At 46.3% G+C, this 16,660-nt stretch carries 13 protein-coding genes; 10 read left to right on the top strand and 3 right to left on the bottom strand.

Features of this window, described 5'->3' with window-relative positions:
* Window positions 1–22: 22 nt before the first annotated feature.
* Both proB and AC1VYS_RS17390 read right to left on the bottom strand, forming a co-directional pair.
* On the bottom strand, window positions 23–1,126 hold the full coding sequence (gene proB / locus AC1VYS_RS17395; protein ID WP_482910754.1) for a glutamate 5-kinase: 1,104 nt from the start codon (window positions 1,124–1,126) through the stop codon (window positions 23–25).
* Window positions 1,127–1,497: 371 nt separating this feature from the next.
* Entirely contained in the window at window positions 1,498–2,706 is a 1,209-nt protein-coding gene (locus tag AC1VYS_RS17390) for an aminotransferase class I/II-fold pyridoxal phosphate-dependent enzyme (RefSeq protein ID WP_482910753.1), read from the bottom strand.
* A 268-nt stretch (window positions 2,707–2,974) separates the two neighbouring features.
* Between AC1VYS_RS17390 and AC1VYS_RS17385 the strand changes: the two genes are divergently transcribed.
* The 3 genes from AC1VYS_RS17385 to AC1VYS_RS17375 all read left to right on the top strand — a co-directional run bounded on the left by AC1VYS_RS17385 (window position 2,975) and on the right by AC1VYS_RS17375 (window position 5,195).
* On the top strand, window positions 2,975–4,006 hold the full coding sequence (locus AC1VYS_RS17385) for an ABC transporter substrate-binding protein (RefSeq protein ID WP_482910752.1): 1,032 nt from the start codon (window positions 2,975–2,977) through the stop codon (window positions 4,004–4,006).
* Between the two features lie 68 nt (window positions 4,007–4,074).
* On the top strand, window positions 4,075–4,890 hold the full coding sequence (locus AC1VYS_RS17380) for a carbon-nitrogen family hydrolase (protein WP_482910751.1): 816 nt from the start codon (window positions 4,075–4,077) through the stop codon (window positions 4,888–4,890).
* A 122-nt stretch (window positions 4,891–5,012) separates the two neighbouring features.
* A complete protein-coding gene (locus tag AC1VYS_RS17375) occupies window positions 5,013–5,195 on the top strand; it encodes a hypothetical protein (protein WP_482910750.1) in 183 nt (60 codons plus the stop codon).
* Between the two features lie 375 nt (window positions 5,196–5,570).
* Here AC1VYS_RS17375 and AC1VYS_RS17370 read toward each other — a convergent pair whose 3' ends face one another.
* Window positions 5,571–6,491 (bottom strand): LysR family transcriptional regulator, encoded by a 921-nt coding sequence (locus tag AC1VYS_RS17370; RefSeq protein WP_482910749.1) that lies wholly within the window; start codon window positions 6,489–6,491, stop codon window positions 5,571–5,573.
* Between the two features lie 371 nt (window positions 6,492–6,862).
* Between AC1VYS_RS17370 and leuC the strand changes: the two genes are divergently transcribed.
* From leuC to nth, 7 genes are all read left to right on the top strand, one after another.
* The gene (gene leuC, locus AC1VYS_RS17365; protein WP_482910748.1) at window positions 6,863–8,284 is read left to right on the top strand and encodes a 3-isopropylmalate dehydratase large subunit; all 1,422 of its coding nucleotides are present in this window, start codon (window positions 6,863–6,865) and stop codon (window positions 8,282–8,284) included.
* Between the two features lie 31 nt (window positions 8,285–8,315).
* Window positions 8,316–8,918, top strand: a complete 603-nt coding sequence (gene leuD, locus AC1VYS_RS17360) for a 3-isopropylmalate dehydratase small subunit (protein ID WP_482910747.1) — start codon at window positions 8,316–8,318, stop codon at window positions 8,916–8,918.
* Window positions 8,919–9,192: 274 nt separating this feature from the next.
* Window positions 9,193–10,599: an N-acetylmuramoyl-L-alanine amidase family protein gene (locus AC1VYS_RS17355; protein WP_482910746.1), complete on the top strand. Its 1,407-nt coding sequence runs from the start codon at window positions 9,193–9,195 to the stop codon at window positions 10,597–10,599.
* A gap of 259 nt (window positions 10,600–10,858) precedes the next feature.
* On the top strand, window positions 10,859–12,268 hold the full coding sequence (locus AC1VYS_RS17350; protein ID WP_482910745.1) for an N-acetylmuramoyl-L-alanine amidase family protein: 1,410 nt from the start codon (window positions 10,859–10,861) through the stop codon (window positions 12,266–12,268).
* 34 nt (window positions 12,269–12,302) lie between these two features.
* The gene (locus tag AC1VYS_RS17345; RefSeq protein WP_482910744.1) at window positions 12,303–12,983 is read left to right on the top strand and encodes a GerMN domain-containing protein; all 681 of its coding nucleotides are present in this window, start codon (window positions 12,303–12,305) and stop codon (window positions 12,981–12,983) included.
* A gap of 70 nt (window positions 12,984–13,053) precedes the next feature.
* Window positions 13,054–15,789: an S-layer homology domain-containing protein gene (locus tag AC1VYS_RS17340; protein WP_482910743.1), complete on the top strand. Its 2,736-nt coding sequence runs from the start codon at window positions 13,054–13,056 to the stop codon at window positions 15,787–15,789.
* Between the two features lie 161 nt (window positions 15,790–15,950).
* The gene (gene nth, locus AC1VYS_RS17335) at window positions 15,951–16,649 is read left to right on the top strand and encodes an endonuclease III (protein WP_482910742.1); all 699 of its coding nucleotides are present in this window, start codon (window positions 15,951–15,953) and stop codon (window positions 16,647–16,649) included.
* Window positions 16,650–16,660 lie beyond the last annotated feature (11 nt).

Below are 16,660 nucleotides of genomic sequence, written 5' to 3'. Positions count from 1 at the left end.
AATTCCTCCTCTAATTCAGCTATTATTTTAGCGTAATCCATTCATCTCGATGAATCACTTCAAGTCTATGGATGCTGTTCAGCTGTTTCATGACCTCGCCGCTTGGCAGTCCCGCGATCTGACGAAGCTGATCATCATCGTAATTGACGATGCCACGTCCGAGTAGCGACTCATCGGGGCCAAGCACTTCGACCACATCGCCCGCATGGAATGTTCCCAGAACTCGCTTCACGCCTACGGGAAGCAGACTGTGCCCACCGTGAACGAGCGCTTCCTCAGCACCATGATCAACAACAACTGTCCCAAGCGGCGTGGACATGAAGCCAAGCCACTGTTTTTTGCGAGAGAGTGAAGCCAGCTTGGTCTCAAAATAAGTCCCTTTGCCTGTTCCATCGACAGCCATTTGCATATCTCCAGGCTCTTTCACACTGCCTACAAAAACAGGAACACCTCCACGTGTGGCGACTTTGGCCGCATCCACCTTGGAGCGCATACCGCCTGTGCCTACAGCTGATCCCGAACCGCCGGCATATGCATATATCTCGGCTGTGATTTCAGGTATACGGTCGTATCGCTTCGCGGTAGGATCTTTACGTGGATCAGCGGTGTACAACCCATTCGTATCTGTGACGATGATCAGATGCTGTGCCTTGACCAGATTGGCAACCAGCGCAGATAACAGATCGTTATCACCGAATTTCAATTCGTCGACAGATACGGTATCATTTTCGTTAAAAATCGGAATGACCCCTTGCTTGAGCAGTTCCTCTACGGTCATACCCGCATTTCCCATGCGTTTACGGCTGTGGAAGTCGGTACGCGTCAGTAAGATTTGCGCTGTAGTAACGCGGTGCGCCGCAAAAGCCTGTTGATATGCCTGCATCAGCAAAGCCTGCCCGACAGCGGCAGCTGCTTGTTTCTCATGTAATTGTTTGGGACGCTGAGGGTAACCGATCTCTCGAAATCCGGCAGCAACTGCACCAGAGGTAACGAGCAAAACTTCGTGGCCCTGCGCCGCAAGCGAGGCAATTTCATCTGCGAAAAAGGAGATTGCCTGACGATCCAGACCGCCTTCTTCGGTGGTTAATGAGCTGCTTCCGATTTTTACGACAATACGTGAAGTCATGATTTCACTTCCTTAAACATAATTAATCAGTGATTGCGAAGCAGCCTGCTATAGGTACAAAAAAAACTCCCGTCCTTTGGTTAAAAAGGACGAAAGTTCGTTACTTCCGCGGTACCACCTTTATTGATGATCAGATCATCCGGCTTCATGCCCTGTAACAGAAGGCACTGTCCTGTACGCAACAGGCCGCTCAGGGGTAGGTTTCGGAGAGAAGCCGCGGTAAATTCTTGCAGCCAGATGGAATTTACTCTCTGTGCGCAGCTGGTTCTCTCTTACTGGTCCCGTCATCACGTTTCGTTTACTATTTCTTATAACATACCATGGAAAGTTGGCATATGCAAAGGGATTGTAACCATGTGTCCAGCTTTCACTTATTTGAAAAGATGAAGCTTGCCAATACGTTCTGCCGCTTCACGCAGTCGTTGCTCATCACTCAGAAGACCTATGCGTACATAACCTTCCCCATAGGAGCCAAAACCAACACCTGGCGCGACAGCAACCTTCGCTTCTCTCAGCAGAATGTCCGTCAAAGCGGAAGAGGTATACCCCTCCGGCACAGGCAGCCAGCCAAAAAATGAACCTTCCGGTTTGGACGCTTCCCAACCGATCGCGGAAAGTGCCTCGTAAAATGCATTACGTCGTGATTCATAGCGTGCAACCAGCGAAGTGACACAGTCCTGCGGACCTGTGAGAGCTTCCGCTGCGGCAGCTTGAATGCCCCCGAACAGGCTGACATAAATATGATCCTGAAGCAGATTGATTTGGGAGATGATCTCCGCATTGCCCAGCGCGAATCCGACGCGCCATCCCGCCATATTATACGTTTTGGAGAGAGTATAGAACTCAATGCCTACCTCTTTGGCTCCTGGAGCTTGCAAGAAGCTGACAGGACGACGACCGTCATATCCAATCGCGCCATAAGCAAAATCACTAGCAACGACAATCTGATTCTGCATCGCGAATTCAACAGTGTCCTCATAAAAGGATAGCGGAGCCGTTGCCGAAGTTGGATTATTAGGATAATTCAGGAACATGAGCTTGGCTTTTTGTCGATCATCAGCAGAAATCGCTTCGTAATCAGGTAGAAATGCATTTGATTTCAATAGAGGCATGAAGCTCATACGCGCCTGCGCGAGAGCAACGCCCGACCAATAATCAGGATAACCTGGATCGGGAACCAGACATACATCTCCGGGATTCAATAGGACTTGAGGTAATTGAACCAGTCCGGTTTTGCCACCAAATAGAATAGCGACCTCGGTCTCGGGATCAAGATCAACGTTGTAATCTTCTTTGTAACGTTTGGCAACGGCTTCCTTCAGGAAGGCATACCCGCGGAACGGAGAATATTTATGATAAAGCGGATTTTCAGCCGATTGCTGTAAAGATTGAACAATATGCGGTGGAGTAGGGGTGTCAGGATTACCTTGCCCCAGATTAATGACATCATGACCACTTGCAATCTCGCGGTTCACATTTTGAACAAGGGTTGCAAAAAATTGCGTTGGCAGTTGTGACATGACATTTGCAGACGGGATTGGAAAGGCTGAAAGAGAAGATCTATGTTCTGAATTCGTCATCGTATATATCACTCCATGATGTTCATTTATGGCAAAACGTTCTCATTAATTTATCACGTCAATCCCGAGCTGTATAGAGGGAGATAGAAGTGAGGAAGATCTTTTTGTACAAAAGGGAAATGCAGAATTCAAGTTTATCCATTGAGATCAGAAAATCTTGAGAGCATATTAAAACACGGATACAAATTCGGAGTCCAGGTTAACCCGGACTATTCAGTATATTGATGAGTGTTACAGAGATGAAATCACGGTCCATAAGCTTGCGAATATGGCTGGTGTTCGTCCTAAACTATACACGACAATGTTCAAGCAACGTACTGGTCAGAAACCACTTGATTACATTAATCATGTTCGAATTCAGCATGCCAAAGATTGGTTACGCAAGACAGATGAGCCTTTACGTGATATCGCGAGCCGTGTCGGATTCAAAGATGAATATTATTTTAGCAGACGTTTTCGCCAGATTACCGGACTATCTCCTCGCCAGTATGACAGATCTATTCAACAGCAGACCTTGGTTCAGGATTGGTTAGGACACGATGTGCGTATTCCCGCTAATCCAGAGCGAGTGATCTATTATGGAGATACTGCAGGGGATTTGCGAGTATTAGGTATCCATTTAATTGAGGATGAGGAGTATAATGCAGGTACTCCGATCAATGTTGAAAAGACGATTCGTTTGAAGCCGGATCTGATCATTATAGATAGTGAAGATGAGCATCAGTATGAGCATTTAACGCGCATTGCGCCTACGCTGGCTTACAATTCGCATGCGCCTCTTCATGAACGTTTGACGAGAGTAGGGAACTGGTTTGGCAGGCAGAAACAAGCCAAGCGATGGCAGAGTTCGTATGAAGAACGTACATTGCAGATGTGGGAGAAGATTAGCGAAATAATTCATCTGGGAGAAACAGCCTCAGTACTCACATACCATCGGGGAGCTCGCTTGTTTGTGATGGGAAATATCGGACTTGCGCCATTATTATATCACCCATTCGGTTTCAGGCCTGTTCATAAGGTACAGGAAGCTCTTGCAGCAGGCAGAGCATACAAAGAGATTTCGGCTGATGCGGTTCAAGAATATGCTGGAGATCATCTGTTCCTCATGCTACCTCAGGAGCCAGATGCAAGGCAGGCGACAGAGAAACTGATACAGAGTCCAGCGTGGAGAGCTCTTACGGCTGTAAAACAAGGCCGTGTGTATCCTTTGGAGGAACTGGCCTGGAATTCAGGTGATGCACAGGTATGTGACCAGTTGCTGGAGAGGTTACCTGAACTGTTAGGTAGTCATCCGAGTTAATACGGTTGCGAATTTTCTAGGGATCAAGCTATGATATCAAGTATTACGGTTCGGAGGAGTGTTGGGTCATGACTGAACAAGGGGAAATGCGGGTTGTTTTGATTCAAGGGGATATTAAACTGGGAGATCCGGAAGCTAACCATCAACATATGCAGAGGTTGCTTGAACGCGCAGTGGAGCAATATCCGGATGCAAAGCTGGCCGTGCTTCCCGAAATGTGGAACACCGGATATGCTTTGCCGCAAATTCATGAGCTTGCTGATCCGGACGGGCAAACGTCAAGGGAATGGCTGTCTGCTTTTGCGAAAAAACATCAAATCTCCATCGTGGGCGGTTCGATTGCCGAGAAGCGTGACGGACAGATCTACAATACGATGTATGCCTACAATGAGGAAGGAACAGAAGTATCACGTTATGATAAACTTCATTTGTTTCGGCTAATGGATGAAGAGAAATATTTGGAGCCCGGTGCGCAGCCTGAATTGTTTGAACTCGGCAACGGTCTGACGGCCGGGGCATCGATCTGTTACGATATTCGGTTTCCAGAATTAGCTCGAACTCTCGCTCTGAATGGAGCACGTGCGTTAATTGTGCCTGCCGAATGGCCTAATCCGCGTCTGCATCACTGGCGCACATTACTGACCGCTCGGGCTATCGAGAACCAGATGTATGTTATTGCCTGTAACCGTGTCGGCAAAGGGGGAGACACTGAATTTTTTGGACACTCCTTGATCATCGATCCCTGGGGAGAGATTGTAGCCGAAGGCGGTGAAGGCGAGGAAATTGTGTCTGGAGTCATCCGTCCTGGTTTGGTAGACGAAGTTCGCGGACGTATTCCGGTGTTTGAGGATCGCAGACCAAGCATTTATTTTAGCGGAAAGTAATTAGAAATCCTAAAATCTACTCTGTCAGTAAGGTTTTGATACCGAAACTTTGAATAAGCTGTTTATCGCTTCTGGAGGCGGGTAATAATAACTATCCCGTCACCAAGGAGGATGATCAATCAATGGACAACCATGTGAAAGATACGCTCAGGAGACTGGAACAAGGCAACAGAAGGGTAGATCACTTAAGAGCATTCTTAGAGAATGGGACAGGAGGCCTGTCACCCCCTGAGACTTCGCAGGAGGAAGGCCGTGCCATGGATCAACAGAACAGGCTGACAAGTGATCGTAATCTGCGAAGGTAAGGTTTAGAACTATGTTCGCGAGAGCAACTGAGATGAACCTTATGAAAGTTATGATGTGAGATACGCTTAATAAAGATTATGATTTTATAAGGTAAAACAAATATTTGAAGCAGCATGACAGTAAAATGATGGTTTATTTGCGAATAGCGAGTGTTAACTTGCCATAATTCAATGAATAACAAGCAACATTGTACTGTAACAAAAGATGCTGTATTGCATACAGGTCAGCCTTGGCGGCTGGCCTGTAAATAATGAAAGCTGTCCTGTAGTCGTGAGACTGCGTGGACAGCTTTTTTGATATGAGATCATGAGTCTTTCTCGAAGCGGATGCTTGTACGTGGCAACAGAAGTCAACGAACGTGCTGCGATAACTGTTTAATCGGTTTGGGAAAGCTCTGCAACGGTTTGTTGAAACGTCTGTATGAAAGCTTCGGCTGCCTGGGATAGCACCCTTCCTTGACGGTAAGCAACAACAAGCGTACGGCTTGGCGTTGGATCGGCAAGTGGAACGTACACAGGCACGAACTCACTACGGGGCGCACGGGCGATAAAACGGGGAACCAAGGTGATACCCATGCCTGTTGCTACCAGCGATTGCAGGGTTTCAATGTTGGTGCTCTCAAAAACGACCTGCGGGTCAAAACCGGCCTGTTCGCAGAGATCAAATGTCAGCTTGCGGAACCCTTGTCCTTTTTTTAATACAACAAAAGGTTCTTCCCGAAGCTCATCGATTCGAACAGGCTGCAGATTGCCGGGAGTTCCCCGATGAGCCAAGGGGTGGTTTGGCGGTACGGCCAGATCGATGCGTTCCTCGCCAATCGTAACATAAGACAAGCTGGACTCCTGCAAAGGCAGAGAGAGCAGGCTAAGGTCAGCTTTGCCGCTGGCTGTTAATTTTTCGAGTGCAACCCCGGAGTCTTCCAGCAATGTGACTTCAATATCGGGGTAGGCTTGTTGAAAGGCCGGGAGCACATGTGGCAGGAGGTGAGAACCGGTAATTGGCATACTGCCCACCACAACCTTGCCTTTGCGAAGCTGTGAGATGTCCGACATTTCCTGACGCAACAGTTCAACGGCATCCACAATCTTTTGGGCCTGCTCAACAAAAGTAACCCCCGCGTGTGTCAGCTCAACGGTGCTGGTATTCCGCTGAAAAAGCAATACGCCAAGTTCCTTCTCCAGCTTGGACAGTTGCTGACTGAGTGAAGGCTGGGCAATATGTAATTTTTCTGCGGCTCTTGAGAAGTTCCGTTCAGCAGCAATCTTTAGTGTATATTGAAGTTGTCTGAATTCCATAATGATACGTCATTCCTTTCATCGATGTCGTTATTATATCACTAAAACAGAAAGATTCGTTATTCACCATAGGGAAGGATGGCCAGGAATCGGCTTCAACAAGTAAAAATTAAAACATTGACAGGGACAAGACATGCAAGTAGTATTAGCTGTATATGATAATGATAATTGTTATCAATTAAAACCTCTGTATTATAGCAGTGGTTTATTGTCATTTGTCCTGCTATAGGTTAAACCTATTACATCTATAGATATTATATCTTGGAACAATGAAGGACGAGGTGATATATTTAGGTCATTCAAGAGCTTCACTTTTAAACGAACATACACGAGGCTCTTCCAAGGACCGAACTTATGATGAGGTGAAAATGATGAGTAAAAAAACGATGTTTGAGAAAATTTGGGAAAACCACGTAATTCATCAGGAAGAAGGAAAACCAAGCATCCTTTATATCGACTTGCACCTGGTGCATGAAGTCACATCTCCACAAGCATTTGAAGGACTTCGTCTGAGCGGTCGTAAAGTTCGCCGTCCAGAACTGACATTTGCAACGATGGATCACAACGTACCAACGAAGGATCGTTTCAACATTACAGATCCGATCTCCAAACAACAAATTGATACATTGTCCCAGAACTGCCGTGATTTCGGCGTGAAGTTATATGATCTGGACACAGTTGACCAAGGTGTAGTACACGTTATGGGGCCTGAGCTGGGCTTGACTCATCCAGGTAAAACGATTGTATGCGGCGATAGCCACACATCCACTCATGGTGCATTTGGTGCACTTGCATTTGGTATCGGAACAAGTGAAGTGGAACACGTTATGGCAACACAATGTTTGCAACAAGCCAAAGCAAAAACGATGGAAGTTCGTTTTGTCGGCAAGCGTAACCCGGGTGTTACGGCTAAAGACATGATCCTTGCGGTCATTGCCAAGTACGGCACAGACTTTGCAACAGGTTATGTTATCGAGTATACAGGCGAATCTATCCGTGAACTGAGCATGGAAGAGCGTATGACTGTATGTAACATGTCTATCGAAGGTGGAGCAAGAGCAGGACTGATCGCTCCGGATGAAACAACGTTTGAATATCTGCGTGGACGCGAGTATGTTCCTGCAGGTGCGAAGTTTGACGAAGCTGTTGCAGCTTGGAAACAACTTGTGACCGATGAAGGTGCCCAGTTTGACCATGTGGTTGAAATCGATGTGGAAACATTGATTCCGCAAGTAACTTGGGGCACTAGCCCAGGCATGGGTACAGACATTTCTTCGAAAGTTCCTGTACCGGCGGAACTGCCTACTGAAAATGAACGCAAAGCAGCTGAAAAAGCACTTGAATATATGGGTCTGACGCCAGGAACACCAATCTCTGAGATTCCGATTGATTATGTATTTATCGGTTCATGCACCAACGGTCGGATTGAGGACCTGCGTGCAGCGGCAAAAGTTGCTAAAGGACACAGCGTTTCTAGCAATGTAACTGCTATCGTAGTACCAGGCTCGGGTCGTGTTAAAATCCAGGCGGAAAAAGAAGGTTTGGATAAAATCTTCACTGAAGCTGGTTTTGAATGGCGTGACGCAGGATGCAGTATGTGTCTCGCGATGAATCCGGACGTATTGCAGCCAGGACAACGCTGTGCATCGACTTCTAACCGTAACTTTGAAGGACGTCAAGGTCGCGGCGGACGTACGCATCTGGTTTCACCAGCAATGGCGGCAGCGGCAGCGGTGAAAGGTCATTTCGTAGACGTGCGTGACTGGAATTTCAAAACAGAAGCAGCAATCTAATCGATAATCGCCAGAAGGGAGAACGGAACATATGGAAGCATTTCAAACACTGCAAGGCATCGTGGCACCGGTAGACCGGGTCAATGTAGATACAGACGCAATTATCCCGAAACAATTTTTGAAACGGATTGAACGCACCGGATTTGGACAGTTTTTGTTCTATGAATGGCGTTTTGATGAAGAGGGGAACAACAATCCTGCCTTCGAAATGAACAAACCCCGTTATGAAGGGGCATCCATTCTGATTTCCCGTGCTAACTTTGGCTGTGGATCTTCACGTGAGCATGCACCATGGGCGATCATGGACTACGGATTCCGTTGTGTCATCGCACCGTCTTTTGCGGATATCTTCTATAATAACTGTTTCAAAAACGGTATTTTACCGATTAAACTGTCCGAAGAACAAGTAGAAGATTTGTTCCAACGTACAGCAAATCATGAGAATTATGAGATGAATGTGAATCTGGAAAACAAAACGATTACAGACGCATACGGATTGCATATCGATTTTGATCTGGATGAACACCGTCGTCAGTTCTTGTTGCAAGGACTGGATGATATCGGTTTGACTCTTCAGCACGATGATGAGATCTCCGCTTATGAAGAGCGTCATGCGGCTAAACTTTTTGGCTAAAAAGTGATTCAACGCAAAGCCTCCAATTAGACAAGGAATGTTTACGTTCCTTCTCCAAATGGAGGCTTTTTTTTATCCTTATTTTCCGACTAAATATGACAACGTTGTAACCGGATCGCTAGACAATATCTGATAGACTGGATAGTAGATTATGGAAGGGTACATAACGTAATACAGGTGTCGAATCAGGACACAAATCTATATAAGTTGAACGATTGATTGACGTCGTCCCAATTATATAGATTTATAACTTACTAAGAATGGTGGATGACGTATGAAGAAATGGTCGGCAGCAGTCATTTTTTTTCTGTTCCTTTGTCTTTTTCCCATGATGGCTCATGCAGACCGTGCGCCTTCGATCGTGCTTGATGGAGTCACCATTGATCAGAAGGCAGGAGCGCCGTCGGAGAGCATTGGCAAAACGGTCATGGTTCCGATCCGGATTGTATCCGAAAACCTGGGTTACGACGTGAAATGGGAACAGGCAACACAAACTGTGCACGTTCAGCGGGGCAATAGCTCCATTGAGATGACGGCTGGAAAGGATGCAGCTACGATTAATGGCCATATTGTCGATCTGGATGCACCTCCCCTGATTAAACAGGGCACGACACTTGTCCCTTTGCGTTTCGTAGGTGAGGGCATGGGCCTACAGGTTGGCTGGGACAATAGTACTAAAACGGTCAGCCTTCTCAGCATTCCACCTGTTGTGGATACGGAGCCTGATAGCGATCCTGTGGTTACTCCTGCCCCGGTTGGCCAGACGGAATTGCAGAGCATCAGTTACAGTGGGGACCGTTTGATCATCGCAACCAATGGAAGCATTAGTCCTAAAGTATCCAGCATCAGCGGACCTGAGCGAATTATAGTGGATTTGCCGGATACGTCCTTCTCCCAAACATTTGTGCAGGGACAGGCATCAACCCCCGATGGAAGCGGGCAACTGGCCGTCACGGACTCAACTCTCGTTTCGAAAGTCCGATTCGCCATGTTCAGCCAGTCGCCTTCGACAGTAAGAGTGGTGTTAGATCTGACTCAAAGTGCAACAGCAAATTGGTCACTTGGAGATAATAACGTGTTGCTCGTTGACCTCTCGGCTGCGAATGGAACTTCAGGCAGTCAACCAGCATTACCGGATAATGATGGTAAAACTGTGATTGTTATTGATCCTGGGCATGGCGGGCGTCAGTCTGGTGCGGTCAGTGTAACCGGAGCCTACGAAAAAGATTTTAATCTAGCTGTAGGACTTAAAGTGAAAGCACTTCTAGAACAACATGCCACTATCCAGACTGTGATTACACGTCAGGATGATACGGAGCTTTCCTTGCAGCAACGGGTGGATATAGCCAAGCTGAACCAAGCGGATCTATTTGTGTCCATTCATGGAAACAAATTTACGACTCCGGTTCCAAGCGGGATTGAAACGTTATATACACGGAATGAGAGCAAGAGTTTAGCAGAGACTCTTCACAAGCATGTGCTGCCTGTAACAGGACTTAAGGATCGTGGAGTAAAAGTAGCGAGTCTTCATGTGACCCGGGAAACAACGATGCCGGCTGTGCTGCTCGAATTAGGATTTTTGAGTAATCCAGCAGATGAAGCTCTAATGCTTACAGCGTCGTATCAGGATCAGTGTGCTCAGGCGATTGTCGACGGTATTTTAGAATATTTGAGCTTGTAGAGCAGTGTTTTTCGTAAATGTGCAGATTAGGGTAGCCCGTTGTTTCAAGATGCAAATTTGATAAATTAGGAAAAGATGAGACATAAAAATGTAAAAAAAGCTTGATTTGACAACGTTTTTTTTCTGTTATGTTGGAATATATTCGCAACTTTTGTGATTGGGAGGCGTCTAATAGGTGTCTGGTAATGCCCAAGTGTGAAGTGAAAGTTGCAAGACTGCAACATGCGGCGAAAAAATATGAGATTGGTAGGGGTGAAGGATGAAGAAGTTCGGTTTTTTGGTACTGTTATTTGTCTTTGGGTTCGTTTTCCCGGGCTATAGTCATGCAGCAGCAGACACGAAAATTATCCTAGACGGGAACGAGATTGTACAACCTTCGGATACGAAAACGGAAAACATCAATGGCAAGGTGATGGTGCCGATTCGTGTGGTTTCCGAAAGTCTGGGATATTCCGTCGATTGGAAGCAGCAGTCGCAAACGGTGACGATTAGCAAAGACAACACTGCCATGCAGATGATTGTTGGACAGAAGACGGCAACAGTGAACGGCAGTAACGTAGACCTGGATGCCCCGCCCCTCGTAAAAAATGGTACAACTTTAGTACCACTCCGTTTCATCGGAGAGCAAATGGGTCTTAAGGTGGGTTGGAACAATACCACGAAGACGGTAACATTAGTTACCCAGAATGAAGGTTCCGGAAACGGGACAACTACTCCTCCGAACTCAGGAAACGATGGTGGAGGATCGAGTCAGGAAGGTCTCGTGCAAGTGAACGGTATCAGCTTCAGCGACAACCGTTTCATGATTGCTACAAGTGGAAGCACAGAGCCAAATATCTTTACGATGAATGGTCCGGATCGAATTGTAATTGATCTACCAAATACTGCTTTTGCTGATTCGTTTAGTCAAGGTCAGGCTCTGGACAGCAATCAGAACGGTCAGCTCGTTGTTAGCGGTTATCCGGATGTGTCTCAAATTCGTTATTCCTTATACAGCAATAGTCCTTCGACCATTCGGTTTGTTATTGATCTGACAGGTGCCAAGGGGTACAGTGTACAGAACGATTCAGGACTGCTCATTATTGATCTGAACAATCAAAGTGGCACACCTGCTCCGCCCGTTGGCGGAAATGGCAAGAAGGTTGTAGTCATTGATGCGGGTCATGGAGATCAGGACCCCGGAGCAATTGGTGTTACGGGCAAAAGAGAAAAAGATTTCAATCTTGCCATGGCATTGAAAGTAGAGGCACTTCTGAAAAAAGAACCTAAAATCGATGTTGTATTAACTCGCAGCAACGATACATTTCTTGCACTTAAAGAACGTGTGAAAGTTGCACAAAAAATAAATGCAGATATCTTTATCTCCATTCATGCGAATAGCGGCCCTGTTGCTGCAACGGGAGTAGAAACCTTTTATTCTCGCTCGGCAAGCAAGGAACTTGCTAATGTTATGCACAAGTATCTCTTGAAGTCTTCGGGACTAAAAGACCGTGGCGTGAAAATGGCTAGTCTGCATGTCACTCGTGAAACAACGATGCCTGCAGTGCTGTTAGAGGGAGGATTCCTCAGCAATAAGAGTGATGAGGCTGTTCTGTTTACAGAAAATTTCCAGAACAATGTAGCCAAAGGTATTGTTGCTGGGATCAAGGAGTATCTGGGAATTCAATAAGGGACAACCCTTATGCTGAGGAGGCGGAGTTAGAATGAACAAAAAGATATGGATCGCAGCTTTGCTTGTAACGGTAATGGCCGTAGCTGCTGGATGTGGAAGTAAACCAACAGCTGCTCCGAGTCAGTCGCAAGGTGCGGGATCAGAGACACAAACAGGGAGCGGCGTTACAGAGGTGAAGGGTGAGGTAATTACCGATCCTGCAACTGCTGGTTCCGAAGATAATACAACACCATCTAACTCGGCGAACGGAGGGTCAGAGGGAACAACATCTTCCGGTGGAACGTCTACGGATAAACCTTCAACATCCGATAGCAAGGAGAAGAAGTCCATTGAAGTGTTCTTTACTGATCCGGAGGAGCTAGAACTGCACAAAGCATCGGCTGAGATTACGTTTGCATCGGAAGATGACAAATATAAAGAGACGTTTGCTTCTCTGCAGCAGAGCACAGACGATAAGCTCGTTCCGCTTTGGTCCAAAGAGATTGAGCTGAAATCAGTTCAGTTCAAGGATGGAGCACTGACACTGGATATTCATATGCCAGATACGGCACGTCTTGGTGCTGGCGGTGAGTCGTTTGCCATCGATGCGTTGAAACAAACATTTTTCCAGTATGAAGAAGTGAAGTCACTTGATCTGCTGGTAGATAGTAAGTCCACTGAAAGTTTGATGGGACATGTGGATCTTGAACATCCAATGACAAGATCCAATTAAGCTATGCTTCAAGTGTGTTACCGTGGAATCACGGACTAAGGTCGTTTTACATGAGAGAGGGGAATCATAGGTGACTTTTAAATATAACTATCCATCACACTCTAAAAAAGTAGTATCAGCCGTGCTTGCAGGCATGATGGCCCTGAGCGTAGGTGGAGGTGCCATGGCGGCAGGTGAAACAGAAGCGGGATCGAGCCAGAACGCGGCAGTAAACAGTCCAGTTGCACCAGCGGGCTTATTCAGTGATATCAAAACTGGATATTGGGCTGAGAAGCATGTGTACAAGCTGGCGTATCAAGGTATTCTTCTCGGTGATAAAGGGCTGTTCCGTCCAGGGGATGCGGTAACACAAGAAGAAGCAGTAACGATGGCGATCCGTTTTATGAATATGGGCTCCCAGGTGAGTAACACTGCTGCGGCATTACCGACAAATATGGAAGTAGGAGACTATTTCAAGCCATATGTCGCGCTTGCACTACAACTGGGACTTGTGGATAAAACGGAAGAAGCATCAGCTGATGTGTCCAAAACGACATGGGGCAAGAAGCCAGCAACTCGCGAATGGATCACCAAACTGTTAATCCGCTCGCTGAACAAAGATGCTGAAGCGAAGGCTCAGAATAACCAGTCTACAGGTTTTGCAGATAATGCAAATATTTCGGACAGTGCAAAAGGGTATGTAAACCTTGCTGTTAGTTTGGATCTGGCCAAAGGTCTGGAAAATAACAAATTCGATCCAACAGGTTCTGTAACCCGTGCGCAGCTTGCTACATTTTATAGCCGCGGTGAATCGTTGACGGATACCAAATATCCAAACACGGCGACGGGTTACGTTACCGGATTGAAAGACGGGCAGATCACGCTGGTTGTTGACGGCAAAGCTGTTAACTATGCAGTGAACAGCAGTACTCCTTACTTTACTAAAGATAGCGAAACACGTGCATCTGCATCGGATGTAAAGCTGTACACTAAAGTTCTTATTGTAGGTTCGGCGGGATCTGCCTCATATGTTGAGGTTGTTGATGCCAAACCTCAAGTGGAGAGCATTGAAGGTACGTTTGCACGTTCGCTTTCAGGCAATAAAATCGGACTGTTCGTGGGCGAAAATTATGAAACATATTCTTATGATGAGAATACGGCTTTTATAGATCAAAATGGCAAAGCGATCAAACTGTCAGACATTACAGCGGACAGCACCATCGAAGTACAGCGCGAGACATTCTCGGCTGACAAAAAAACAGTTCTGGTGCATGTGAAATCTGGAATTGTTAATAAAAGCGACAGCGGCGTTATTTCGGAAGTGGCTGCTTCCAGCAAAACCATCAAGCTGGTCAATGCTGCCGGTGCAGCAGAGCAGTATACGTACAATGATAACCTGATTATTCGTTATCAGAACCGTATTCTGTCGGCTGGTGATCTGAAGGCAGGCAGTTCCGTAAAATATACCGTAAAAGATAATGTGCTGCAGACGATTGAGCTTGCGCAGGGAGTTGAACAATCTGTTCGCGGAACGCTGGTTGAGATTGGTGGCAATCAGTCCACAGTGATGTTTAAACGTGATGGAGGTTCCCTTGAAGCAAAAATGCTGATTGAGAAGCCGGAAGTTATCATTAGCGGTATCCAGGAAGCATCGCTAAACGATCTGATTACAGATACGAATAATGGCGACAAGGTTGAGCTTACGTTAAACAGTGATGATCAGGTAACACGGATTCAAGTCATCGGACGGCAGATGGAGCCGCTGAACGGAGCCACGGTCGTATCTTACAACAGCAAAACAAAATTACTGACCGTATTGGATACGAATAAAAAGCCATATGTATTTACACTGGATGACAAGACGAAAATGGACTATAATGCCTCGAAACCGACATTGGCAGGGCTGGAGTCCTTGTTAAATGACGGACGCAAACTGGATCTGACTTATGTCGGAACTCGTGCATTAACGGTGAAGGTTATCTACAAATATGAAGGAACAATCAGCAGTATTGATACTTCAAACCGAAAAATCAGCTTGTTATCTGGAAGCCAGACCATTACTGTTCCTTACACAACGGCGCCTGCGGTTGAAATGTACAACAAATCTAACGGGGGCCTGTCTGATTTGAAGATTGGCGATAATGTGACCATTACCCTCGGATCCAATCAGGATGTGGTGCAGAAAATTGCGCTGAAAACGGCAGCTCAGTTTGAAATTGTTGGTGTAGAAACGAATGGCCGGGTCCGGGTGAAATCGGATCTGCTTTCAAGCCAGTTCTACTTTGATCAGGCGGTGCTGACAAATGAAAGTGGACAAACGATTACGACATCCCAGCTGATCGCAGGTCAATTGATTAACGTGACATTCGAAGGAATAACGCCAAAAGCGGTACAGGTGGTAAAACGCACCTTTGCGGAAGTTACTGCAGTTGATGGTACTTCGGTTACACTTAAACAGTTTAACGGTTCGACAGAAAAAATGTCTGTGAGCGGCCCTGTAAAAGTGGTGAAAGCCAGCTCGACATTAACTTCTTTGACTAACTTGACGGTTGGCGACCGCGTGGAAATGACCAAAGATACAGATAATTCTACGCGTTTCAGAGTACTTACTGTCATGAGCAAACAGTTCTGGTCGTATGATGGAGTGGGCAACCAAATTTTGGTTAAACGCGAATCCACAACAGACATGAACTATCGTTTTGCTCTGGGTTCCAACGTATTTGTTCACCAGGGTGACAACACTTTAAGCGTGCAATCTCTCAGAGATAATGATAATATTGTATTGTATCTCCTGAACAATGTCGTTATGGAGATTCAAAAACAGTAATCGTTTCTTTTCGAGGATCAAAAGAATGACCGTCTTGATACGGGATCTTTCCCGCATCAGGACGTTTTTTTTGCAAGCTTTCGGATCCCCGCCTAGCTACTTGGTTGAAGCTTGAAGTAAGGCTCCGCAGTGCGGGGCAGATTTGTGGGAGGTAGCTCTTCATGAATGCAGCGACGGTAAGACATATACTCGAAACAATGGAAGCCATGTTTCCTGATGCACATTGCGAATTAAATCACAGTAATGCATTTGAACTAACGGTAGCTGTCCTTTTATCTGCCCAGTGTACAGATGAAACGGTGAACAAGGTCACTGCAGATTTGTTTCAAAAGTACAAAAGCCCGGCAGATTATCTGGGAGTTCCACTTGAAGAGCTGGAGCAGGATATCAGGCGAATCGGATTGTACCGAAACAAGGCCAAGCATATCCAGAACATGTGCCGAATTTTAATAGAGCAGTATGGCGGAGATGTACCGCAGGAGCATGATCAGCTTGTCACCCTGCCAGGTGTCGGGCGAAAAACCGCGAATGTTGTCGTTTCAAATGCGTTTGGCGTTCCGGCTATCGCTGTAGATACTCATGTTGAACGTGTGTCAAAAAGACTGGGCCTCGCGGGCTGGGATGACTCCGTACTTGAAGTTGAGAAGAAACTGATGAAGCGCGTACCTCGGGATGAGTGGACTCTAACTCATCACCGGTTTATATTTTTTGGACGCTACCATTGCAAGGCTCAGACGCCCCAGTGTCATATCTGTCCGTTACTGGACATATGCCGGGAAGGGAAAAAACGTATGAAAACGTCCCAGATCAGGAAAGATAAGGAACGTATTACCACCCGAAAACGAAAATTAAATTCATAAGCAGAAAAGGA

The sequence above is a fragment of the Paenibacillus sp. G34 genome, assembly GCF_056856875.1.
Note: the sequence above shows the minus strand (reverse complement) of the source record. Positions and strands in the feature narration are given on the sequence as shown.